Here is a 23,571-nt window from a genome sequence, read left to right on the forward strand (position 1 = left end):
CACTTGGGCGGCCGGCCTGCGCCTGCCGCCTCCAGCACCATGCCCAAACTTGGAATGCGCGAAATCCGCCGCGCCCAACTGATCGACGCAACCCTGCTGACCATCGACCAGACGGGCCTCGCCGGTGCGACGCTCGCTTCGGTCGCGCAGCGCGCGAGCATTTCCACCGGCATCGTCAGTCACTATTTCGGCGACAAGGACGGTTTGCTCGAAGCCACCATGCGCCATGTGCTGCGCGATCTGTGGCAAGCCACGTCAAGACGTCGCCGTGCAGCGAAGGCGGATCCGCGCTCGAAATTGCGCGCGGTCGTTGCGGCGAATTTCGACGCCGAGCAGACCAGCGGCCCGGTCATGAAAACGTGGCTCGCTTTCTGGTCCGAGAGCATGCATAAGCCGCAATTGCGGCGGCTTCAATACGTGAACACGCGGCGTTTGAACTCGAACCTGTGTGCGGATTTTTCTAAAGCGCTGCCGCGTCCGGCGGCGCGCCGTGCGGCGAGCGGCCTCGCGGCGTTGATCGACGGGCTGTGGCTGCGCGGTGCTTTGTCCGGTGAGCCGTTCGATACCAAGGCGGCGCTGCGCGTCGCGAACGAATACATCGATCTGGTGCTGGAAGCACGCAGCTAGACCGGTGACATTTACAGAAAAGGAGCAACTCATGGCGGTATTCGAAACGCAACGTCTCTACATAGGCGGCGCCTACGTCAACGCGACCAGTGGCGAGACCTTCGACACGCTCGACCCCGCCACGGGCGAAACGCTCGCCGCCGTGCAACAAGCCTCAGCGGCCGACGTGGATCGCGCGGTGCAATCCGCACGCGACGGCCAACGCGAGTGGGCCGCGCTCACGGCGATGCAGCGCTCGCGCATCTTGCGCCGCGCGGTCGAGATCCTTCGTGAACGCAATGACGAACTCGCCGCACTCGAAACACGCGACACCGGCAAGGCGATTGCGGAGACCCGGGCGGTCGATATCGTCACCGGCGCGGACGTGATCGAGTACTACGCAGGGTTGGCGACCGCCATCGAAGGTCAGCAGATTCCGCTGCGGCCTTCGTCGTTTGTCTATACGCGGCGTGAACCGCTGGGTGTGTGTGCTGGAATTGGTGCATGGAATTATCCGATCCAGATTGCGTGCTGGAAATCGGCGCCCGCCCTGGCAGCCGGCAACGCGATGATCTTCAAGCCGAGCGAGATCACGCCGCTGTCCGCGTTGAAACTCGCCGAGATTTATACCGAAGCCGGTGTACCGGCCGGCGTGTTCAACGTCGTGCAAGGCGACGGCCGCGTGGGGGCGATGCTCGCCGCGCATCCGGACATCGAAAAGATTTCATTCACCGGTGGCGTTGAAACGGGCAAGAAGGTGATGTCGCTGGCGGGCGCCTCGTCGCTGAAAGAAGTGACGATGGAACTGGGCGGCAAGTCCCCCCTGCTCGTCTTCGACGACGCCAACCTCGAACGGGCCGCCGACATCGCGATGAGCGCCAACTTCTTCAGCTCCGGCCAGGTCTGCACGAACGGTACACGTGTATTCGTGCAGCGTAGCGTGCTGGAACGGTTCGAAGCGCTGGCGCTGGAACGTGTAAAGCGAATTCGCGTCGGCGCGCCCACGGACGTCGACACCAACTTCGGCCCGCTGGTCAGCGCCTCGCAATTGCAGAAAGTGCTCGGCTACATCGAGAGCGGCGTGCAGGAAGGCGCGCGGCTCATTGCCGGCGGCAAGCGGCTGACGGAAGGCCATTTCGGCAACGGCCAGTACGTCGAACCGACGGTTTTCACCGGCTGCCATGACGACATGCGGATCGTGCGCGAAGAAATCTTCGGCCCGGTGATGAGCATCCTCGTTTTCAACGACGAAGACGAAGTGATCTCGCGGGCCAATAACACCGCTTACGGTCTTGCTGCGGGCGTTGTCACCGAGAATCTGGCGCGTGCGCATCGCGTGATCCATCGACTCGAAGCGGGTATCTGCTGGATCAACACCTGGGGCGAGTCGCCCGCGGAAATGCCGGTGGGCGGCTACAAGCAATCGGGCGTCGGCCGTGAGAACGGCATCACCACGCTCGAACACTACACGCGCATCAAGTCCGTGCAGGTCGAACTCGGCCCGTATCAACCGGTGTTCTAAGGAGTGTTGGGGATGGCTTCGAACGAATACGACTACATCATCGTCGGCGCGGGTTCAGCGGGCAACGTGCTCGCCTCTCGCCTGACCGAAGACGCGGATGTGACCGTGCTGCTCCTCGAAGCAGGCGGCCCCGACTACCGCTTTGATTTCCGCACGCAGATGCCCGCGGCCCTCGCCTATCCGTTGCAAGGTCGGCGCTATAACTGGGCGTATGAAACCGACCCCGAGCCGCATATGAACAACCGTCGCATGGAGTGCGGACGCGGCAAAGGGCTCGGCGGTTCGTCGCTGATCAACGGTATGTGCTATATCCGCGGCAACGCGCTCGATTACGACGGGTGGGCCGGCCGCCCCGGGCTGGAAAACTGGACCTATCTGGATTGCCTGCCGTACTTCCGCAAAGCCGAGACACGCGATGTCGGCGCGAACGCGTATCACGGCGGCGACGGCCCGGTCCATGTGACGACGAGCAAGCCCGGCAACAATCCCTTGTTCGCGGCAATGGTCGAGGCCGGCGTGCAGGCGGGTTTTCCGCGTACCGACGACCTCAACGGCTATCAGCAGGAAGGCTTCGGCCCGATGGATCGCACGGTCACAGCGAACGGCCGACGCGCCAGCACCGCGCGCGGCTATCTGGATCGCGCCAAGACGCGCCCGAATCTCACCATCGTGACGCATGCCATGACCGATCGCGTGCTGTTCCTGGGCAAGCGCGCGATCGGCGTCACGTATCTGCGTCACGGCAATGCCGAGACAGCGCATGCACGCCGCGAAGTGCTGGTGTGCAGCGGCGCGATTGCCTCGCCGCAATTGTTGCAGCGCTCGGGCGTAGGCCGTTCGACGTGGCTGCGCGAGCTCGACGTGCCGCTCGTGCACGATCTGCCAGGCGTCGGCGAAAACCTGCAGGACCATCTGGAGATGTACATCCAGTACGAATGCAAGGAGCCGGTTTCGCTGTATCCCGCGTTGCAATGGTGGAATCAGCCGGCCATCGGACTTGAATGGATGCTTAACGGCACGGGTATTGGCGCGAGCAATCAGTTCGAAGCGGGCGGCTTCATCCGTACCCGCGATGAGGATCTGTGGCCGAACATCCAGTATCACTTCCTGCCCGTCGCGATCAACTACAACGGTTCCAACGCGATCAAGATGCACGGTTTCCAGGCGCATGTCGGCTCGATGCGTTCGCCAAGCCGTGGTCGTGTGAAGCTCACGTCACGCGATCCTGCCGCGCATCCGAGCATCCTGTTCAATTACATGGCCGATCCGCTCGACTGGCGGGAATTCCGTGACGGGATCCGTATTACGCGCGAGATCATGCGGCAGCCGGCTTTGGATCGCTATCGCGGCCGGGAGTTGAATCCGGGCGCGGAGTTGACTACCGATGAGCAACTCGATGCTTTCGTGCGCATGCGTGCGGAGACCGCATTTCATCCGTCGTGCTCGTGCAAGATGGGTTATGACGATATGGCTGTGGTGGATAACGAGGGACGCGTGCATGGGCTCGATGCGTTGCGAGTGGTCGATGCGTCGATCATGCCGCAGATCACAACCGGCAATCTGAACGCGCCGACGATCATGCTTGCGGAGAAGATCGCAGATCAGATTCGCGGACGGAAGACTCTGGCGCGGGTGGAGACGCCTTACTTCGTGGCGAATGGGATGGCTTCGCGGAAGCGTGACGTAGCGGCGGTTTAATCCGCGTCGACACTAACCGTCGAACCTGGCGCCAGTAAAAAGACCGCGAATATTTCGCGGCCTTTTTTTGGGGTTCGGTCAGAGGACAAGCGGTCATTCTCGAACGGGACAGGACACTCGGCAAGCGTCACTCCCGCGCAGGACTCAACACTCCCTGCGCGTCCGACTCAACTGCTCCAGACACCAAAGTCTCCAGCGCCAGCCCACGCGTCTCGATCCCCATAGTCCATACAGCTGCAGCAGCGATCACAAAACACATCGCGCCAAGCGAAAACACGCCACCCTGCCCGAACATCGGCAGCACCACGCCGACCACATAAGGGCCGATCAACGACCCCACGCGGCCAATCGCCGATGCAAACCCTGACCCCGTAGCCCGCGCTCCCGTGCCATAAAGCTCAGGCGTATAGGTGTAAAGCACCGCCCACATCGCAAACAAAAAAAACTGCATCGCAAGTCCGGCGCAGATCAGCAGCGTCGGCGTTTGCGCGTGCAGCGCGGTTTGTCCGTAGACATAGGCCATCACTGCGCTGCCGGTCAACGACGCGATACAGGTCGGCTTACGTCCCCAGCGTTCGACCAGCCACGCTGCGCAGATGAAACCCGGAATCCCGCCGAGCGAAATCAGCACCGTGTACAGCACCGACTTCGTCACCGCAAAGCCCGCTTGTTGCATCAGCGCGCCGAGCCACGACGTCAGCCCATAAAATCCCAACAACGCGAAGAACCACAACGTCCACACCATGATCGTGCGACGGCGGTAAGCCACGCTCCAGATCTCGCGGAACGCACTCGTGCCCTTCGCTGCCGGCGGTTCCTGCAGCATCACCGGTGCGCGCAACTGGCTCAGTCCGGTCGCTTTCATCACCTTCACTTCGACTTCGGCGAGGATTTTGTCCGCCTCGGCGAGGCGTCCCCGATGTTCCAGCCAGCGCGGCGATTCCGGCACGACACGGCGCACGATCAGCACGAACACGGCGGGAATCGCCAGCAGCGCGAACTCGGTGCGCCACCCGAACGTCGGCAACACGAAATACGACACCACGCCCGCCGTGATAAATCCGAGCGGCCAGAAGCCATCCATCAACGCGATCAGTCGTCCACGTGACCTGGCAGGTACGAATTCGGACAAGAGCGTCTGCGCGATGGGAAACTCCATGCCCATGCCGAAACCGAGCAGCACGCGATAGAAAATCAGCGCCTCGACGCTCTGTGCGGTCGAGCACAGATACGACGCGAGCCCCCACAGCACCATGCTCCACTGAAACACGGGGCGCCGTCCGAAGCGATCGGCCAGCAATCCGGCAACCGCTGCGCCGATCACCATGCCGAAGAAGCTCGCACTCGCGACCAACCCCGCCGTCGCGCTCGACAAATGAAATTCGCTCTTGATCGAACCGAGCACGAAGGTCATCGTGCCGAGATCGACCGAGTCGAAAAAGAACGCGATCGCGATGATGATGAAAATGGTCCGGTGATATCCGGAGAACGGCAGGCGTTCGAGTCTGGCGGCTGCGCTCGCGCGAGGCTGAAAAACGGTAGACATGTCATGCCCTCGTTGATGCGGCGGCTGCCGCGTGGACGTTCCGATCAGTGCGTATTCAGTAGACGCCGACATAAATCGGCCACATAGAAGGAATACGTCATCGGGATGGAACGAGGGCGTCGTTAGGGTCGCAACCGCGCCCGCGCAGCGCCGGCAATCCGCGCAAGCGCATCCGCACTCAAGCGAGCGGCAATCTTCTCAACGTATTCGTGATGCCGCGACTGCAGCGGTGCGCCCAACTGCTGCGCGAGGAGATAGCGGATCAGCGCGATACGCCGGTGCCGCAGTACGATGCTTTGATCGAGCAGAGCGAGCGCGGCATGGGCATCGCCCTGTCGGCACGCGCGTTCGGTTAGACGCGCGGTGGCTAGACGTGTCGACGTCATGTCAGTCGGTGGTCGGGAGAGCCGCGAGCGGTGCCTCACCAGCAAGACACCGCCCGCCGCACTTCACGACATCAGCGGCTCAGCCGCATCGAGCATGATCTTCACGAAGTAGTCCGCAAAGCTGCGGCGCACGACGATATCGAAGCTGTCCGTGCCGGTGGGCAACAGCGTCATCGATGCCTTGAAGTAGTGACTCTGTGCGCACTGCCCTTCGCCGAACAGTTTCGGATGCAGGTCGAGCGGGCAACCGCGCGCCAGCACTTCACGCGTACGCGTGCCGCTGATTTCGAGCACCGTATAGCCGCTGCCGATATCCAACGCAGACGCGAACACGCCCACAAATGCCGCGCCGAGTTTCGCCTGCAACGGCGCGGTACGCGTCGCGTCGTGCGCCATGGCCGAGCGGACCAGCCACTCGTCGGGGCCGAGCCACAGCATGTCGTAGCCATTGCCGCGCACAATGGTGTTCGCCTTCTCGGGCGGCCGGCAGCCGATCACGCTTTCCACCGCGCTCACGAACGCCGCGTCACGCGTGTCGCCACGCACGTTCACCAGTTCCAGAAACGGCCGCTCGCTCAAACGGAACGCCGCCGACGCCGTCGCTTGATGCTTCTTCAGCAGCGCATCCGCGCCCACCAACGGCGACTCCTGCCACACGCCCGTTTGCTGGCCGACAGCGCGATCCACTGCCGACACCGTCCCTCTTGTTTCATTCCACATGTTGACGTGCTCCTTCGCTGTCGTAGAACACCGAGCTGGTGACCTTGGCCGCAATCTGCCTGCCGCTCGCGAGCGGAATCGTGACCGTTTCGCCGATCTTGTCGAGGCCGCCCTTCACCACCGCCATTGCAATCGAGCGCTTCAGGATCGGGCTGTAATAGCTCGACGTGACGTGACCGAGCATCGGCGCGGTATCGCCCTGGAACGGACCCGCGACGATCTGCGAGCCTTCAGGGATCACGAACGACGGATCGTCCGCGAGCAGTCCGACCAGTTGCTTACGCCCCGCCTTCGCCGTATCCGAGCGCGTCAATGAACGCTTGCCGAGGAAGTCTTTCGACTTCGCGACCAGCCCGCCCATGCCGAGATCGTACGGTGTCATCGACCCATCCGTGTCCTGGCCGACGATGATGTAGCCCTTCTCCGCACGCAGCACGTGCATGGTTTCGGTGCCATACGGCGTGATGTCGAATTCCGCGCCTGCGGCCATCAGCGCCTCCCACACCGCGCGACCAACGTTCGCAGGAACGTTCACTTCATAAGCCAGTTCGCCCGAGAAGCTGATCCGCATCACGCGCGATGCCGCACCCGCCACGGTGCCTTCGCGATAGCTCATGAACGGGAACGCCGCGTTCGCAAAGTCGATGTCGTGGCAGACCTTCTGCAAGACCTTGCGGCTGTTCGGGCCGACCACGGCAAACGTCGCCCAATGATCCGTCACGGAAGCGAGCCGCACGCGCATGTCCGGCCACTCGGTTTGCAGCCAGCGTTCGAGCCACGTCAGCACGCGTGCCGCGCCGCCTGTGGTGGTCGTCATCATGTAGTGCTGGTCGGCGAGACGCACGGTCACGCCGTCGTCGAAGATCATGCCGTTTTCGTCGAGCATCAGGCCATAGCGGCATTTGCCGACTTCCAGTTTGCTCCACGGATTCGTGTAGACCCAGTTCAGCAGCTTCGCCGCATCGGGGCCCTGGATGTCGATCTTGCCGAGCGTCGAAGCGTCGAGAATGCCGACGCTCGTGCGCACCGCGAGCGACTCGCGCGCCACTGCGGCATGCATGTCCTCGCCGGCCTTCGCGAAGTACCAGGGACGCTTCCAGTTGCCGACGTCCTCGAACGCCGCGCCGTTTTCCACGTGCCATTCGTGCACCGCGGTCTTACGCACCGGATCGAGAAACTCACCCAGCTCGCGGCCTGCAAACGTGCCGAACGTAACCGGCGTGTAGTTCGGGCGGAACGTCGTCGTGCCGGTTTCGGGAATCGTCTTGCCGAGTGCCTGCGCGAGAATCGCCATGCCGTTGATGTTGCCGAGCTTGCCCTGATCGGTGCCGAAGCCCATCGCCGTATAGCGCTTCACGTGTTCGACCGATTCGAAACCTTCGCGCGCCGCGAGGAAAATATCGGCTGCCGACACGTCGTTCTGGAAGTCGACGAACTGCTTAGGCCCGCGCGTTGCGAGTTCGCGGCCACCGACGAGCCACAGCGGTTGCATCTTCGTTTCGGTAACCTCGGCCACGTGCACCGGGTTCGGCCGCGCAACGATGTGACCCGCCGCACCCGCCGCCTCGACACCGGCATCGACCGCGAAGCGAATCCCCTGTCCCAGCGTGAAATCACCGGCACACGCACCAACGCTGGTCTCCGCCTGCATCGCTTTGCCCGGCACGAAGCACGCCTTGTCGTCATGCCAGTGCGCCTTGCCGCCCGATTGCGCGAACAGATGCAGCACCGGACTCCAGCCACCGGACATCGCGAGCAGCTCGCAGGGCAGCTCGCCCTGCTTCGCCCCGACCTGTCCGTTCGAATACGACGCGACTTCGACCGAGGCAACCCGCAGCTTGCCGTGCGCCGCTGTCACAGCCACACCGTTCATTACCTTGACACCATAGCGCCGTGCGAGCGCGGGCAGCGTGCCCTTCGATTCGGCCGCGCGCGGATCGACGACCGTCACCTGGGCACCGGCCGCTTTCAGATCGAGCGCGCATTGATAGCCGTCGTCGTTGTTCGTGAACACCACGGCATTGCGGCCCGGCAGCACCGCATAGCGATGCAGATAGGTCGACACAGCCGAGGCCAGCATCACGCCCGGCAGATCGTTGTTGCCGAACACGATCGGCCGCTCATGCGCGCCTGTTGCGAGAATCACGCGTTTCGCACGGATCTTCCACATCAGTTCGCGCGTACCCTTTCTCTGCGACACCGGCAGATGCTCGGTGAGCCGCTGCGTGACGGTGATGAGGTTATGGTCCTGGTAACCGAATGCGGTGCTGCGGCACAGGATCTTCACATCGGGCATCTGCCGCAACTCGTCCTCGATCTTGTGGACCCATTGCAGCGCCGGTTTGCCGTCGATCTCCGCACGGCACGACAGCAGCGAGCCGCCGAGTTCCGGCTGATCGTCGATCAGCGTCACGCGTGCGCCGGACAATGCCGCCGCATGCGCAGCCGCCAGCCCCGTCGGACCACCGCCGACCACCAACACGTCGCAATGCGCAAAGCACTTGTCGTAGCGGTCCGCATCGGTTTGCTCAGGCGCCTTGCCGAGACCGGCTGCATCGCGAATCACTTCCTCATATTTCGGCCAGAATTTGCGCGGCCACATGAAGGTCTTGTAGTAGAAGCCCGCCGGAATGAAGCGTGCGAACTTCTGGTTGATCGCCATGCGGTCTTTCTCGATGCTCGGCTGCGCGTTCACGCTGGTCGCGACGAGTCCCTGATACAACTCCACTTCAGTCGCGCGCGCGTTCGGCACCGTGTATGCCCCGGTTTCGAGCTGCACGACCGCATTCGGCTCTTCCACACCCGCCGTCACGATGCCGCGCGGCCGGTGGTACTTCCAGCTACGCGCCACGAAGTGTTCGCCGTTCGCGAGCAGCGCGGACGCGAGCGTGTCGCCCTGATAGCCCTGATACTTGCGCCCGTTGAACGTGAAGTTCAGTACGATCGCGCGGTTGATGCGCCCGCCGCTGGGGAGTCGGTCTTTCTGGCTCATGGTGCCTTGCCCTCGTGTGCCTTGTCTTGTGCGTTAGCCTCGTTGCTGTCCATCGCGAGCAGCGGACGTTCGAACGTCTCGTAGCCCTGAATCTCGTAGCTCACGGTGTCGCGCTGGGCCTTGAACCAGCGGCGGCATCCTTGCGTGTGCATCCATTGCTCGCGATGCACGCCGCGCGAATTCTTGCGCATGAACAGGTAGTCGCCCCATTCCTTGTCGGTGAGCTTGTCGGTGTCGAGCGGACGCGCAATATCGGCTTCGCCGCCGCAGGAAAATTCGGTTTCGGCGCGTGGTCCGCACCAAGGGCATTCGATCAGCAGCATCTGGTTCTCCTGTGTCGACCGGAGTTGGCGCTTTAGCGCTTACTCCGGTCCCAAGCAATTCATTGCAAAGTCAGTGGGCAACAGCGGCAGCGCCGTGCTCGTCGATCAGATGACCGGTGTAAAAACGATCCAGCGAAAACGGCGCGTTCAGCGGATGCGGCTCGTCCTTCGCGATCGTGTGTGCATAGGCCCAACCCGAACCAGGCGTCGCCTTGAAGCCGCCCGTGCCCCAGCCGCAATTGAAATAAAGCCCCTTCACGTCGGTCTTGCTGATGATCGGGCACGCATCCGGCGACACGTCCACGATGCCGCCCCACTGGCGGTTCATCCGCACACGCGAAAACACCGGGAACATTTCAACGATCGCTTCGAGCGTGCCTTCGATGATCTGAAAGCTGCCGCGCTGACCGAAGCCAGTGTACTGATCGACGCCCGCACCGATCACCAGATCGCCCTTGTCTGACTGGCTGATGTACGCGTGCACCGCGTTCGACATCACCACCGTATTGACGACCGGTTTGATCGGCTCCGAGACCAAAGCCTGCAAAGGATGGCTCTCCAGAGGCAAGCGGATACCCGCCATATCGGCGAGCGACGACGTATTACCCGCCGCAACCACCGCAACCTTCTTCGCCTTGATGAAACCCTTGGTGGTATCCACGCCGACCACCTGGCTGCCGTCGCGGCGAATCCCCGTGACCTGGCAGTTCTGCACGATATCGACACCATGCTGATCCGCCCCGCGTGCGAAGCCCCACGCCACCGCATCGTGGCGCGCTACACCGCCACGGCGTTGAATCGACGCGCCGAGCACCGGATAGCGGCTGTTCAGATTGATGGTCGGCTCGATTTCCTTGATCTGCTCCGGCGTGAGGAATTCGGCATCCACGCCGTTCAGCCGGTTTGCATTCACGCGGCGCTCGGTGTCGCGCACGTCCTGCAATGTGTGCGCGAGGTTCATCACGCCGCGCTGGCTGAACATCACGTTGTAGTTCAGGTCTTGCGACAGACCTTCCCACAGCTTCATCGCCTTCTCGTAGAGCGCGGCCGATTCGTCCCACAGGTAATTCGAGCGCACGATGGTCGTATTGCGCGCGGTATTGCCGCCACCGATCCAGCCTTTCTCCAGCACGGCGATATTGCGCACGCCATGCTCCTTCGCGAGGTAATAGGCAGTGGCGAGGCCATGCCCGCCGCCGCCGACGATCACGACGTCGTATTCACGCTTGGGCTCCGGGCTCTTCCACTGACGCTCCCAGTTCTCGTGATACGACATCCCGTTGCGCAACAGGCTGAATATCGAATAGCGGCTCATTGTTGGTCCTTTGGGTCCTGTTGTTACTCTTTGATTCTTAACTTGTTCAACACTCGATGACGTTCACGGCGAGTCCACCGCGCGACGTCTCCTTGTATTTGGTCTTCATGTCCGCGCCGGTTTCACGCATCGTCTTGATCACGTTATCGAGCGACACGTAGTGCTGGCCGTCGCCCTTCATCGCCATGCGCGCCGCGTTGAGCGCCTTGATCGCGCCCATCGCGTTACGTTCGATACAGGGAATCTGCACGAGCCCGCCAACCGGGTCGCAGGTCATGCCGAGGTTGTGTTCCATGCCGATCTCGGCGGCGTTTTCCACTTGCGTCGGCGTGCCGCCCATCACGGCGGCCAGCGCCGCGGCGGCCATCGAGCACGCAACGCCGACCTCGCCCTGGCAGCCCACCTCGGCGCCCGAGATCGAAGCGGTTTCCTTGTAGATGATGCCGATTGCCGCAGCGGTCAGCAGGAAGGTGACGATGCCTTCGTCGTTCGACGCATGCATGAACTTCACGTAGTAATGCAGCACTGCGGGAATCACGCCGGCCGCGCCGTTGGTCGGCGCCGTGACGACGCGCCCGCCCGCGGCGTTTTCTTCGTTCACGGCCATGGCGTAGAGATTGACCCAGTCGAGCATCGACAGCGGATCGCGCAGCGATTCTTCCGAACGGAAACGCAATTGCGCGCACAGGTCGGCCGCGCGGCGCTTCACGTGCATCGGGCCGGGCAACTCGCCACGCACCTTGCAGCCACGTTCGACACAGGCGGACATGACGCGCCAGATCGTCAGCAGCCCTTCGCGCACTTCCTGTTCGGTGCGCGAAGCGCATTCGTTGCGCAGCGTGACCTCGGCGATCGACAAACCGGTTTCGCGGCACACACGCATCAGATCGTCGCCGGTCCGGAACGGGAACGGCACTTCGGCGCCAGCGCGCAGGCCATTGACGCGGTCGCCTTCGCGATTGATCACAAAGCCGCCGCCGATCGAGTAATACTCTTTCTCCACCAGCAACTGGCCGTTTTCGTCGAAGGCCTGAAAACGCATGCCGTTCGGATGCACGATGCTCGAGCCCGGCGCGCCCGGCATCAGCTTGCGGAAGAAGCCGAGCTGCTCGCGCTCGTCGAATTTGACCGGATGCTTGCCGAGCAGCACCAGTTGCTTCGTTTCGCGAATCGCCTGCAGGCGCGGTTCGATCACGTCCGGGTCGATCAGATCGGGCAGATTGCCTTCGAGGCCGAGCAGCACCGCCTTGTCCGTGCCATGCCCTTTCCCGGTCGCACCGAGCGAGCCGAACAGCTCGACCTTGACGCGACGCACGAAGCTCAGCAGATTGGCGTCTTCGATATGCGAGGCGAAGCGGCACGCAGCGATCATCGGCCCGACCGTGTGCGAGCTTGAGGGACCGATGCCGATCTTGAACAGATCGAAGACGCTGACGTTCATGGCGTGCCTTATACGTTGCGATACTTAGGGTGCCGGGTTTGGCTTGAACTAGCCCCTATTGCACCGCACGTCAAATTGGACCGATAGAATAAAAACGGCATGACAGTGGGATAGTGGCGTCAAGCGGGCCGCCGGCCAAGCGCTGCGGCGGATTTGCGATGACTTCTGACGCATTTGCGACAGGGGCAGCTTAAGCGCCCCTGTCCCCGGTGCTATGCTTGTTTCAACCCTTTTCCCTTGCCGGCTGCACGCATGAATTCCGCTGAACCGCTTCCCCTTCAATCGATCGACGGCACCTCGAAGCAACGCATCCGCTTCGGCATCATCCTGCTGCCGAACTTCACGCTGACGGCGTTCTCGGGTTTCGTCGACCTGTTGCGCCTGTCTGCGGACGAAGGCGACTTCAGCAAGCCCGTGCGCTGCTCGTGGAGCGTGATAGGGGAAACCCTCGCTCCGGTGCGTGCGAGTTGCGGGATCCAGATCACGCCGTGGGAGACGTTCGACAACGCCGAGCCCTTCGATTACGTCGTCGTGGTGGGCGGCCTGCTGCATTCGGGGCCGGCCGCGAACGATGCGACGCTGGCCTTCATCCGCCGCGCCGCCGCCACCGATGCGACGCTCGTCGGCATGTGCACCGGCGTGTTCTCACTGATGCGCGCAGGCGTGCTGGAAGGCCACCGCATCTGCGTGAGCTGGTTTCACTACTGGGATTTCATCGAACGCTTTCCGGCGGTCAACGAGGAGGCGTTGGTGGCGGATCGGCTATTTGTGATCGACCGCCGGCGCATTACGTGCTCCGGTGGGCGGGCGTCGATCGACGTGGCGGCCGCGATTCTGCTGCGCCACTTTGAAACGGCCACGGTGCAGAAGGCGTTGCGGATTCTCCTGGTGGACGACATGCAGAAGGGTAATGCGCCGCAGCCGCATCCGCCGGGGTTGGCGCCCGCCGCGCATCCGAAGGTAAAGCGCGCGATTCTGCTGATGGAGCAGCATGTGGGGCGATCGTTATCGCTCGACGAACTGGCGCGCAAACTCGATCTGTCGCCGCGTCAGCTCGAACGGCTCTTCAAGGCGCAAACCGGTAAGGCGCCGCAGGCCTATGCGAAGCAGGTGCGTTTGCGCACTGCAGCCTGGCTGCTGACGAGTTCGGATAAAACAGTGGCGGATATCGCGTCGAGTTGCGGCTTTTCCGACGCCTCGCATCTGGGCCGCGAATTCCGCAAGCAGTTCGGTTTGCCGCCGATGATGTACCGCGAGCAACGCGGTACGGCGGCTGAAGTCGATGACGGCTCAGGCTATGACGAAACTTTCCCGGGGCGGGCTCAGGCAATTTGAGGGTGGTATTTATTGTCTGGCATGGTTGCACCCGGTTCAACTACGCGGCGTGCGGCAAGCGTGACGCGCGCACCGACGTCGTGTTCGTGTCGCTTACACCTCGGCGGAAGAAACCTCTGAAATGGATTCGAGCAGCGCGAGCCGCAGACTTTCGCCCGCATAACGGGTGCGAAACTTCAGGTAACCGCCGCTTTCCCACGGCCCATTGCGCGAAAGAGCGCGGCCAGGCCAGTTGTCGAATGGTTTGAAGCCTGCGAAAGAGTCGTGACAGTATTCGCTGAAGAAGTCGAGTTCGACCGGGCTGAGCTTGCGGGTCCTGACCAGTTCGTAAATGTGCCGTCTATCACGCGGGATGCTGGCGTGCGCTTCATGCGCCTGGGTCAGATGATTTTCAGCAGCCGATTGCCGGAAGATTTGTCCGCTCAGGGAGAGTTTCGACGTGGCGACGCCTTCGCGTGCGTAATAGACCCGGTGCTCGGCATCGTCGATCTCGCGGATGTCCTTCAGGAACACATTGTGCGCGCCGAGCAGGTCGCTTTGCTCGGTTTGCGTTGCTTGCTGAACGAACGGCAATGTTCCGTAGCTGTCGCGGAAGCGGAAGCGCCACGCGAGGATGTCGATAAGGCAGTCGGCGATTTGGCGGGTGGTGGTGCCGTTGGCCCTCATGAAGGAGAGATAGGCCGACCTGAGCGTGTCACTGATCAGAAACGGATCCCACCGGTCGCTTCGCGAAAACGCTATGTCCATTTCCAGCGGCACACCCGCGGCACGGCCCGCGTCATACATCATATTCAACGGTACCTGCGAAAGCTTGCTGTCATCCGCACGCTTGTTCTTGCCCTGCTCGTCCGGAAGATAGCCACCACCCAAGTCCGAGTGCATGCCCGGGAAACGGAATTGTCGGCAGTTCGGAGGCATCGCATCACCAGGCGCCTGCACATCCTCAAGTGGGAACGATTCACGCTGCTCGTGCATGGCGGCGTAATGCTCACAGTGACGAACCCGCGGCGAAATCCGCAGATTTTTGGGCTCTCCCCAAGCATTGTGGCCGTTGGCCCATCTGCCGGCGGCAGGCCCCAGTCCAACGGCGGCCACCGTGTCGAAAATGCCGAGAAAGCGGATATGGGAGGTCACGCCCGCCAGTGTGTCACCCTCGAAGCATTCGTCCAGCCAATTACAGAACACGCGTGCTTGCGCTGCACCGCGGCTGAAGCCGAACACGTCGATGAAGACCTCAACCAGTTTCGGGTGCTGAGTGTCACTGATTTTCTGTGCGAGTTGGACGAACTGTGCCTTGAGAAACTTCGTGCGATACGTGAAGCCATTCATCGTCAGCAGACCACCCTGATCTTTCATGCCGACCTGGTCAAGCGCGAACTGGTCGGACGGAGATAACGGGTTGGCGTTCTCTCCATTGCCCGTCTGCTGCGGTAGCCAGTTGTTTCTGGACAGCGCCTTGACGCTTTCTGCGGAAATCATTGGCCGATTGCCGCTGTCGATTGAACCGTGCAGCGTGTTTAATACCGACAGCAGTGCAAACACAATGCGCGCATCGCCTCCAGCGCCGAAACCCATGCCCCACGTGCTGGATGAATCTTCACCAATTTTGTCGAATGGTGTGCCGACGCCGGGTATGTAGTGTCGGTAGTATCCCTCCAAAGCGGTGTCCGGATAAGCACGAAACAGGCGTGCCACGTTGCTGTCCTTGTGGCGTTCCAGTTGGCTGCCTCCCGTCCCCGGTTCAACCCAATCCTGATTGTTACCGGTACCGTCGAAAAACAAACCGATATGCAGTGAGAATTCGCACTTCTCCGCATGGCACCGCATGGTCGGCGCGGTCGCTTGCACGCCAGTTGTAGTCATGGGATGCGCTGCGGCGCGCAGCAGACTTACACTATCTGTCATCAATACGGTTCCTTACTAACCTCTACTTACCTTCAGGGCTGGCGGGAGTTTGCGGTTTTGGTTGCATATCCATATTTTTAAGGCGTTCGGATACTGATCGACGGTCCACCCAAGATTGCGGAAAGTCATTCCACGGTTGTTTCTGCGGAATCGGATCGTGCGGACCAGGGTACTTCGGACTCCAGGGGTAATAGTTCGACACTACGACGCGGACGTTGCCATTGGCCAGAAAATGCACGTAGACGTTCCCAGGTTCGGCGTATGGGTCGACTGGCACGTCAGCTTCATAATTACTGCCACCACCGTGCCTCCAGTCGCTGATTGTCCATTTCACGTGGACAGTCAGCCCCGGCTGCCACTTGCGGGGCATCGACGGGCCGGGGACGCTAACGTTCCCGTCAGCCGCCTGGAAACCCGCCGCGCCGTTAACTGAAAAATTCGACACGCTCAGGTAATCTGGCAGATGGTCGATGCCACCCATCGACGCAGAAACCGAGGAGGCCATAAGCACGATGGCGACAATGAATCCGAACCTCACGACGCGCCGCCACCGTCTGATTTTTTTCATCCTTAGCTCCAAGCCCAGTCTTTCTGAACAGCACGCCACGTAATCCGTTCGTGCGGTTCTAACGACAGTGGCGGACAATTCCGTACAGCCACATGCTCGGTACGGTCTCACCGCACCATCGGTATTCATCGAATGTTCTGCGGCGCATGGCAGGCCTTTGTTGTCAGTCATGGTCAGAGTCCTGCTAACGCAGGTTGTACTTTTCGACTTCGTCTTCCGAGAATGTCGGTCCCTTACGAGTAGGCGGCGGGTACTGCTTCCACGGATATTTCTGCGGAATCGGGTCGTGCGGCCCGGGATAGTCAGGCGCATACGGCCCGAAATCTGACACCACGATCCGCACCGAACCATCGGCGAGGAAATGGACCCACATATGACCCAGCCTTGAGTACTGGTCGACCGGCACGTCAGCCTCATGGAAATCACCGCCACCGTGCTTCCAGTCGCTTACGCTCCACTTCACATGGGCCTTTAAGCCGGGATGCCACTTCTCCGGAATGACAGCGCAACAAGTCGTACTTCCTCCCTTGCCTGCCTGAGCGCCCCATGCGCCATTTACCGAAAAATCAGACACGCTAAGGTAATCGGCCAGATGATCAATTCCGGTCAGGTCTGCCCCGAAAGTCGGCTCCTTGCCCGGCGACTGGCAGGCAGCAAGCGCACTCATCAAGGCCAGCCCGAATGCGACCGCAGAGCCGCGAAAAAAACGTTTCATCATCTTCAATTCTTGGCTCAGTTCTTAAATACCGCGGCTCACTCTGCACCCTCACTGGCCGGCTCAACCAGGCTGGGACGCTTCTTGACCCAAGATTGCGGATAGTCATCCCACGGATGTTTCTGCGGAATCAGATCGTGCGGCCCGGGATAATCAGTTGCATACGGGCCGATATCGGACACCACGACCCGCACCGAACCATCGGCGAGGAAATGCACCCACATATGGCCCAGCTTCGAGTACTGGTCGACCGGCACGTCGGCCTCATGGGCGTCGCCACCACCGTGCTTCCAGTCGCTTACGCTCCACTTCACATGCGCCTTTAAGCCCGGATGCCATTTCTCTGGAATGACAGCGCAACAAGTCGTACGTCCCCCCTTACCTGCCTGAGCGCCCCATGCGCCATTCACCGAAAAATCAGACACGCTAAGGTAATCAGCCAGATGATCGATGCCGGTCAGGTCTGCCCCAAAAGTCGGCTCCTTGCCCGGCGACTGGCAGGCAGCAAGCGCACTCATCAAGGCCAGCCCGAATGCGCCTACCACGCTTCGGCAAAAACGTTTTCTCATCCTCAACTCCAAGCCCAGGCTTTCTAAACACCGCGCCACTTCATCAATTCGTGCCAACGCCCTGAAGTACGCGCCGACCTGACCGCCTCCAGAAATCGCGCATCCGTCAGCAGTGCGCCACCGGTCTTCACAGCGACAGCAGCAACATGCCGCTGCACTTCGAACGGTTCGATACCCTGCTCCAGGACGAACAACGCGGCCACCTCAATCTGCTGGTATTGCGCGGCAACGAGATGTGGGGCAAGATCGCCGCCGCTACTCGCGTGCACATCGTCAGCCAGCGCCTGAGCGAACTGCAGTTCGAGCAGACGCTCGCCCTGCGCCTCCGACAACACGATCATGTTTTGACGACGCGGTTCGCTCGTCACCGCTTCGCCGAACTCCCGCTCCGCGTCAAATCGGTCCAGGTACCACCAATGGGCAACCGGTCCTTTCAACTGCCGTGTCTGTCCGGATGTCAGCACCCGCTCCAACGTGGCAAGCGCGCGCGTGTCGGCAAATCTCAAGTAGTAGCGGTCACCGGCAGCCATCGCGATAGTGCGTTGCGATTCGAAGTGCGCGACGAGCTCACTCAGGTCTGCCCCAGTGGTCAATCGACTGATGCCGTATCGCCACGGCACCGCGAGCGATGTATTCGCTGGCACGATCGCATCAAAAGTGCTGCCCTCGAGCAGCCACGGACCGAACCGGTGCGAATCGTATGAAGACAAATCACCGTACAGGGAGACCGCAGCTCGACAGCGAATCAATGCGTCGAAGTGCGCCGATGCTTGCAGGATTGCGGCATCGAACAGGACAAATTCGCGGATAGAGTCGTTCATGGCGGGCGCTCGTATCACTGCGGCACGATCGCACTACCCGATCGCGCGGCGATCAGGAAGCAGCGCTCGCAGAATCGTTCGGGACGCCCCGGAAAGACGATGGGTTTTGTCATCGGCCCCACACAAGCGTGGCTGGCCGCATGCACCAGTGACCGGCCCTCGGTAGAGCCGACAATGCCGTTCCGCGTGATCTCCACTTCCGAACCGCCACCGTTGATGCGGATGCCCCGTTTCGCCTTCAACTCGATCCAGCCGTCCGTACTCATGATCTCGACCGCCCGTTGGGCAATGATTTCGACGCGGTCGTTCTGCGCCTCGACACGCACCTTCCCTGACGCGGCGACGAGCCTGATACCGAGCTTGTGCACAAACAGCGAGAAAGCATTCGCAACGCTCGCAAAAAACGATGTACCAGCTACCACGGCGACATGGCCTCCGGTCGTCAGCGCGAGGTTCTCATCGCTCGCGAGGTGCGTGCTGCCTGCCGTGGTGGTCTGGATGCCCGCGGGGCTCGAGAGCGTCAGATGCGGTTCCGCAAACTCGGGGAATGGGCTGTCACTCGTCGGTGCGGCACCGCGGAGCCCATCGTTCTGTGTCTTGATCGCCTTGGTGAGCGCGCTCTGGTCAGCGCCCTGCTGCTGTGCGCCATGCTCCTGCACGAGTCCAGTCAAGCCTTCGTGGAGTCTATGGGCCTGCTCGAGCCGCGCCATCGTTTCGCTCATGTCCTTGACGTAGGATCGTGCGTTGGGTCGTGCCTCCGTCGTTATGAGCATCCCTTTCGCGGCGCGCAGCACGCCCCAAAAATCCGTACGCAGTTCATAGCCTTCGCCACGCGCGTCCTGCCGCCCCTTGTTGCCGAGAACGCGCCGCAGGAAGCCGAGGCTCAGTTGCGAGGCGCCGTGATCGCTGGACAGTTGTGTCTGGATTTCGCCCGAGGTATCGTCCTGCACAAAGTGATTCGCTCGGCCACCACCAAGCTCGCGGCTGCGAAACCCGGACAGCGCCTGGTTGTCCGGCAGTTTCCATGCCGGTAGCTGGAACGCGTTGGCGACGCGGCCTGTCACGATCGGCAGGTCAGGATCACCGTTAAGGTGATCGACGAGCACTTCCTCACCGATACGAGGCAGATGCGTCGCGCCGAACTGGTTGCCCTGCCACGGTGACGACACGCGCACCCAGCAACTCGAACGCTGGTCGTGCAAGCCCCGCCGGTCCCAGTTAAATTGCACCTTCACCCGGCCATAGGCATCAGTCCAGATTTCCTGGTTCTCAGGACCGACCACCATGGCGCTTTGTGGACCAGACGTGCGCGGTTTCTCAATAGTCCTGGCGAGCCGGAATGTCTCGCTAGCCGGCTCAATCTCGAAGTCCGTCGTGCAACGGTAGCGCTGCCCCGTACCGCTTGCCTCGCCGGTCTCCTCGATATCGAGCGTCGCGGAAACCACAAGGTATTCACGGTTTGCGGCCGTCTGCGGATAATGCGTCAGCGCGAAGGTCCGGCCGACCACGAGGCTGCGCAAGTTGCCCTGGCCCTTCGCCCGCAATCCGCCGCAGCGAAACGCCTGCAATCGCACTCTCGATAGATGTTCAGCTTCGCGCTGTGGCTGGTTATGCTCGCCCGTAAGCCCCGTTGCACCCGCCTGCGGCTGCGCAAAATCGCCCCACGCGTAAATTGCCTGCCGTGCCTGCGCGGTGTCGCGCGGGTCTTCGTATCTAGCCGTCAAGTCCGCGTGGGGCCGCGTGTAATCGTAGTCGACGCTCGAGACGGATCCAGCCGTCAGACTGTTTTGCACCGCAAGTGCGTGGACGTGCTCCTTATCGAGCCGCTGACCCGTAGGCCCTTGATAACGGATCGTGCGATACCCCTCGTCTTGCGGATGGTTCGCGGCCATCGCGTCGGCAAGCACCAGGCGGTGTTTGCCGTCGCCATGTTCGAACCAGTAATAGATGCCCCACTCCTCCCAGAGCCGTTGAAGAAACGTCCAGTCGCTTTCCCAGTGCTGGCACTGGATATCACGCCTGGGGTACGGCGTGCGTGGACCGGGTCCGAACAGACGTTTCTCGACGGGGAACGTATAGGCTGACAGCACCGCATCCGTGATTTCCACGACGTCGAGGTCCTGGAACAACCGGCAATTCTGGTTCTTCGTGGCAAGCCAGAGCCACGGGCGCAGCACCAATTCGCAAACGATCGAGCGGCCTTCCTCGCGCACAATGCGCGCGGACGTAACGACGCCGGTGATTTCTCGAGTCTGCGCACCGGCATTCCCCGAGTCAGTTTGCCCCGATATGTCTTGAACGAACCGGCCGTTGCCTTCGAGCTCGATCGCCACAGTAACCTCGGTGCCGATCAGCCTGTCGAGTTCGATGTTCGCTGCAACACTCGGAGCAAAGGCTAGCGCGTCTGCCGTCTTCAATACGAGCGTGTACTCGAACAGTTCGCCGAGCGTTTCGGTGCCGCGTAGGCGCACCGGACAGAGGACCGGCAAACCATCGAGGCCACGGGTGGGCAACGCGGAACCCGAAACCGCCAAAGTGCGGGACTGGATAGGAATGGACATGATCTTGAGTCATACGTCGTCGCACCAAGGCCGGCTCGGGCGGACGGTTCATGCGTTACAAGCAGGAAAAGGATCGTCTGCTCGCCCCATGGCTAACCCGAGCTGGGTCAGGGGCGTGACGAAAAAAGGGAAATGGCGTGGCAGCCGGGCCTCAGCCCTATCACGATAAGTCGTTCGGTCTCTGACATCACGAGTAGTCCTTTTTGTTGTCTCGTGATGAAATTAACGGAAGACGAAGAAAACTGCTATGAGAGCAGTCTGCTTTTGTCCTATTTTTACAAAACTTCACAGCCTTTATGGTTTTCACCGAAATCGGGACGTAACCTTGCGTCACGGTCCGTTCGGCGTCATCCGGCGTGTTGACACGTCGTGTCGGCGCGTGCGTCCGGTCGAGCCAAACCGTGTGGTTTGGCGGCCGGAGCACACGCCAGTGTCAAACGCAATTGTTGCCGGTGCCGAGCTTGAGTTTCGGGCGGTGGGTCCGGCGTTCAGTCAACCCCTTCACTTCCCCGCAACGTAGGCCTTCACCGCCGGCAACCCATCCTTCCCGTCAAAGGTCTTCACGCCGGCAAGCCACTTGTCGAGCACAGCCGGATTCGCCTTCAGCCAGTCCTTCGCCGCTTTGTTCGGATCCGTCTTGTTCGTGATCGGCAGCATCACGTGGTTCTCGATATCCGTCGTGAACTGCAGGTTCGACACGAGCTTCGCGACGTTCGGACAACGCGCCGAGTAATCGTTCGGTGTGACCGTCAGCACTCTGGCTTCGCCGTAGTTCGGGCCGAACACGTCGTCACCGCCGGACAGGTAATCGATCTTCATCTGCACGTTCATCGGATGCGGTTCCCAGCCGAGGAACACGATCGGCTTCTTGTCGCGAACCGCGCGATTCACTTCGACCAGCATGCCCGCCTCGCTCGACTCCACCAGCTTGAACTTGCCAAGACCGTACTGGTTGCTGTCGATCATCTTCTTGATCAGCGCATTGCCGTCGTTACCCGGTTCTATGCCATAAATCTTGCCGTCGAGCTTGTCGTAGTTCTTCGCGATGTCGGCGAAGGTTTTGATGCCCGCCTGATACGCGTAGTCCGGCACGGCCAGCGTGTATTTCGCTCCAGTCAGGTTCGGCGTAGGCAGCACGGTGAGCTGGCCGGCCTTCTTGAACGGATCGATCATCGGGTCCATGGTCGGCGACCAGTAGCCGAGGAACACATCGATCTGCTTGCTCTTCACCCCCGCAAAGGTGATCGGCACCGAAGCGATGGTTTTGGTCGGCTTGTAGCCGAGCCCTTCCAGCACGGTCGAAGCGAGACCGGTCGTCGCCGCGATATCGGTCCAGCCGACGTCGGCGAACCGGACGTCCCGGCAGGTGGCAGGTTCCGCGGCAAGGACAGATGACACCGACAGCGCGCACAACGACGCAGCCCACAAACGTTTCATGGCGTTCCCTTTGGGTGATTGATGCTTCACTGGTTTTAATAATCGGATTTTCAAAGTGCGACTTCTTGCGTCGACTTCATTGACGTCAACTCACTCATGCAGACTCATCTACGCAGACAACCGTCTCTCTACACTCGGCGCGTGACCAAACTGCGCGCGATAGGCCTTACTGAAATGGCACGGCGAATGAAAACCGCACACAGCCGTTACCCGCGCGATCGACGCATCCGTATTGCGCAACAGTTCACGCGCACGACGCAAACGCAGCGTCAGGTAATAGTGCGTCGGCGATACGCTCAGAAACATCTTGAACATCCGCTGCAAATGGCGTTGCGACAGATGCACGAGCCGCGCGAGTTCGTCGAGCGACAACGGCTCTTCGATATTCGCTTCCATCAAGCGCACGACTTCGATCAATTCCGCTCGCGAGAAGCCGACCCGCGCGTCGACGGGAATATGCTGATAATCCGTCGACCCGCGAATCCGCTCGACGATGAACTGCTCTGACACTTGCGCGGCGACGGCATGGCCAAGGCGCATGCCGACCAGGTTCAGCATCAGATCGAGTGGCGCGGTGCCGCCGGTGCAGGTCATCCGGTCACGGTCGATCACGAACAGTTCATCGGCAAAACGCACGTGCGGGTAACTCTTGTGCAACGGGGACATGTCTTCCCAATGCACGGTACAGCGATAACCGTCGAGCAGATTCGCAGCCAGCAGCGCGTACGGTCCCGTGCAAATACCGCCAAGCGGAATGCCCTTCGACGCAACATCTTGCAGCAAGGCGATGATCGTCTCGTCCACGTAGTCGCGCACATGCCAGCCGGCACAGACGATCAGCACATCGGGCATGCCCGCTTCGACCAGCGTCGTGGTCGGCTTCACGGTGATGCCGTTACTCGCCCGCGCCGGTTCGCCGTCCGGCGTAATCACCGACCATGTGTAGTGCTGCGCGCGACCCACGTAGTTGGCCATGCGCAGCACCTCGACCGCGCTCGTGAACGCGATCATCGAAAAGTTCGGCAGCGTCAGAAAGCCGAAGTGCGCGAGCCCGGACAGCGGCGAGTCTGATGGAGCCTCAACAACAGGAGAGATCGCGTCGCGCTTCATA

General features: G+C 61.4%; 19 protein-coding genes. 4 read left to right on the forward strand and 15 right to left on the reverse strand.

Going from position 1 to position 23,571, the window contains the following annotated elements:
• Nucleotides 1-39: 39 nt before the first annotated feature.
• From betI to betA, 3 genes are read left to right on the forward strand one after another with little or no spacing between them, the layout of a single operon-like run.
• The gene (gene betI / locus FSO04_RS16515; RefSeq protein WP_154560700.1) at nucleotides 40-627 is read left to right on the forward strand and encodes a transcriptional regulator BetI; all 588 of its coding nucleotides are present in this window, start codon (nucleotides 40-42) and stop codon (nucleotides 625-627) included.
• Between the two features lie 31 nt (nucleotides 628-658).
• Complete coding sequence (betB, locus tag FSO04_RS16520; protein ID WP_154560701.1) at nucleotides 659-2,128, forward strand: betaine-aldehyde dehydrogenase; 1,470 nt, start codon at nucleotides 659-661, stop codon at nucleotides 2,126-2,128.
• Nucleotides 2,129-2,140: 12 nt separating this feature from the next.
• Nucleotides 2,141-3,826 (forward strand): choline dehydrogenase, encoded by a 1,686-nt coding sequence (gene betA / locus FSO04_RS16525; RefSeq protein WP_154560702.1) that lies wholly within the window; start codon nucleotides 2,141-2,143, stop codon nucleotides 3,824-3,826.
• 127 nt (nucleotides 3,827-3,953) lie between these two features.
• Here betA and FSO04_RS16530 read toward each other — a convergent pair whose 3' ends face one another.
• The 7 genes from FSO04_RS16530 to FSO04_RS16560 form a co-directional block, all read right to left on the reverse strand.
• Entirely contained in the window at nucleotides 3,954-5,372 is a 1,419-nt protein-coding gene (locus tag FSO04_RS16530; protein WP_154560703.1) for an MFS transporter, read from the reverse strand.
• A gap of 122 nt (nucleotides 5,373-5,494) precedes the next feature.
• On the reverse strand, nucleotides 5,495-5,758 hold the full coding sequence (locus FSO04_RS16535; RefSeq protein WP_154560704.1) for an SET domain-containing protein: 264 nt from the start codon (nucleotides 5,756-5,758) through the stop codon (nucleotides 5,495-5,497).
• Between the two features lie 63 nt (nucleotides 5,759-5,821).
• Nucleotides 5,822-6,478, reverse strand: coding sequence for a sarcosine oxidase subunit gamma (locus FSO04_RS16540; RefSeq protein ID WP_154560705.1), 657 nt, complete (start codon nucleotides 6,476-6,478; stop codon nucleotides 5,822-5,824).
• Nucleotides 6,468-9,470 carry a sarcosine oxidase subunit alpha family protein gene (locus FSO04_RS16545; RefSeq protein WP_154560706.1) on the reverse strand — a complete coding sequence of 1,001 codons (3,003 nt, stop codon included), beginning with the start codon at nucleotides 9,468-9,470 and terminating at the stop codon, nucleotides 6,468-6,470. Before FSO04_RS16545 ends, FSO04_RS16540 begins: the two co-directional genes overlap by 11 nt.
• Nucleotides 9,467-9,793 carry a sarcosine oxidase subunit delta gene (locus tag FSO04_RS16550; protein WP_154560707.1) on the reverse strand — a complete coding sequence of 109 codons (327 nt, stop codon included), beginning with the start codon at nucleotides 9,791-9,793 and terminating at the stop codon, nucleotides 9,467-9,469. Before FSO04_RS16550 ends, FSO04_RS16545 begins: the two co-directional genes overlap by 4 nt.
• 70 nt (nucleotides 9,794-9,863) lie before the next feature.
• Complete coding sequence (locus FSO04_RS16555; protein ID WP_054038698.1) at nucleotides 9,864-11,108, reverse strand: sarcosine oxidase subunit beta family protein; 1,245 nt, start codon at nucleotides 11,106-11,108, stop codon at nucleotides 9,864-9,866.
• Nucleotides 11,109-11,154: 46 nt separating this feature from the next.
• Nucleotides 11,155-12,549: an L-serine ammonia-lyase gene (locus FSO04_RS16560; protein ID WP_154560708.1), complete on the reverse strand. Its 1,395-nt coding sequence runs from the start codon at nucleotides 12,547-12,549 to the stop codon at nucleotides 11,155-11,157.
• Nucleotides 12,550-12,801: 252 nt separating this feature from the next.
• Between FSO04_RS16560 and FSO04_RS16565 the strand changes: the two genes are divergently transcribed.
• Nucleotides 12,802-13,884 carry a GlxA family transcriptional regulator gene (locus tag FSO04_RS16565; protein ID WP_093644465.1) on the forward strand — a complete coding sequence of 361 codons (1,083 nt, stop codon included), beginning with the start codon at nucleotides 12,802-12,804 and terminating at the stop codon, nucleotides 13,882-13,884.
• Between the two features lie 93 nt (nucleotides 13,885-13,977).
• Here FSO04_RS16565 and FSO04_RS16570 read toward each other — a convergent pair whose 3' ends face one another.
• The 8 genes from FSO04_RS16570 to FSO04_RS16605 all read right to left on the reverse strand — a co-directional run bounded on the left by FSO04_RS16570 (nucleotide 13,978) and on the right by FSO04_RS16605 (nucleotide 23,570).
• Complete coding sequence (locus tag FSO04_RS16570) at nucleotides 13,978-15,789, reverse strand: T6SS phospholipase effector Tle1-like catalytic domain-containing protein (RefSeq protein ID WP_154560709.1); 1,812 nt, start codon at nucleotides 15,787-15,789, stop codon at nucleotides 13,978-13,980.
• A gap of 22 nt (nucleotides 15,790-15,811) precedes the next feature.
• The gene (locus tag FSO04_RS46390) at nucleotides 15,812-16,357 is read right to left on the reverse strand and encodes a DUF3304 domain-containing protein (protein WP_166618195.1); all 546 of its coding nucleotides are present in this window, start codon (nucleotides 16,355-16,357) and stop codon (nucleotides 15,812-15,814) included.
• Nucleotides 16,358-16,541: 184 nt separating this feature from the next.
• Nucleotides 16,542-17,075, reverse strand: coding sequence for a DUF3304 domain-containing protein (locus FSO04_RS16580; RefSeq protein ID WP_154560711.1), 534 nt, complete (start codon nucleotides 17,073-17,075; stop codon nucleotides 16,542-16,544).
• 35 nt (nucleotides 17,076-17,110) lie between these two features.
• On the reverse strand, nucleotides 17,111-17,641 hold the full coding sequence (locus FSO04_RS16585) for a DUF3304 domain-containing protein (protein ID WP_233464873.1): 531 nt from the start codon (nucleotides 17,639-17,641) through the stop codon (nucleotides 17,111-17,113).
• Nucleotides 17,642-17,664: 23 nt separating this feature from the next.
• Nucleotides 17,665-18,462 (reverse strand): DUF4123 domain-containing protein, encoded by a 798-nt coding sequence (locus FSO04_RS16590; RefSeq protein WP_154560712.1) that lies wholly within the window; start codon nucleotides 18,460-18,462, stop codon nucleotides 17,665-17,667.
• A gap of 14 nt (nucleotides 18,463-18,476) precedes the next feature.
• The gene (locus tag FSO04_RS16595) at nucleotides 18,477-21,023 is read right to left on the reverse strand and encodes a type VI secretion system Vgr family protein (RefSeq protein ID WP_154560713.1); all 2,547 of its coding nucleotides are present in this window, start codon (nucleotides 21,021-21,023) and stop codon (nucleotides 18,477-18,479) included.
• A gap of 501 nt (nucleotides 21,024-21,524) precedes the next feature.
• On the reverse strand, nucleotides 21,525-22,460 hold the full coding sequence (locus FSO04_RS16600) for a choline ABC transporter substrate-binding protein (protein WP_154560714.1): 936 nt from the start codon (nucleotides 22,458-22,460) through the stop codon (nucleotides 21,525-21,527).
• 108 nt (nucleotides 22,461-22,568) lie between these two features.
• Nucleotides 22,569-23,570, reverse strand: a complete 1,002-nt coding sequence (locus tag FSO04_RS16605; RefSeq protein WP_154560715.1) for a GlxA family transcriptional regulator — start codon at nucleotides 23,568-23,570, stop codon at nucleotides 22,569-22,571.
• Between the last annotated feature and the right edge of the window lies 1 nt (nucleotide 23,571).

The sequence above is a fragment of the Paraburkholderia madseniana genome (assembly GCF_009690905.1).
Classification (GTDB): Bacteria; Pseudomonadota; Gammaproteobacteria; order Burkholderiales; family Burkholderiaceae; genus Paraburkholderia; species Paraburkholderia madseniana.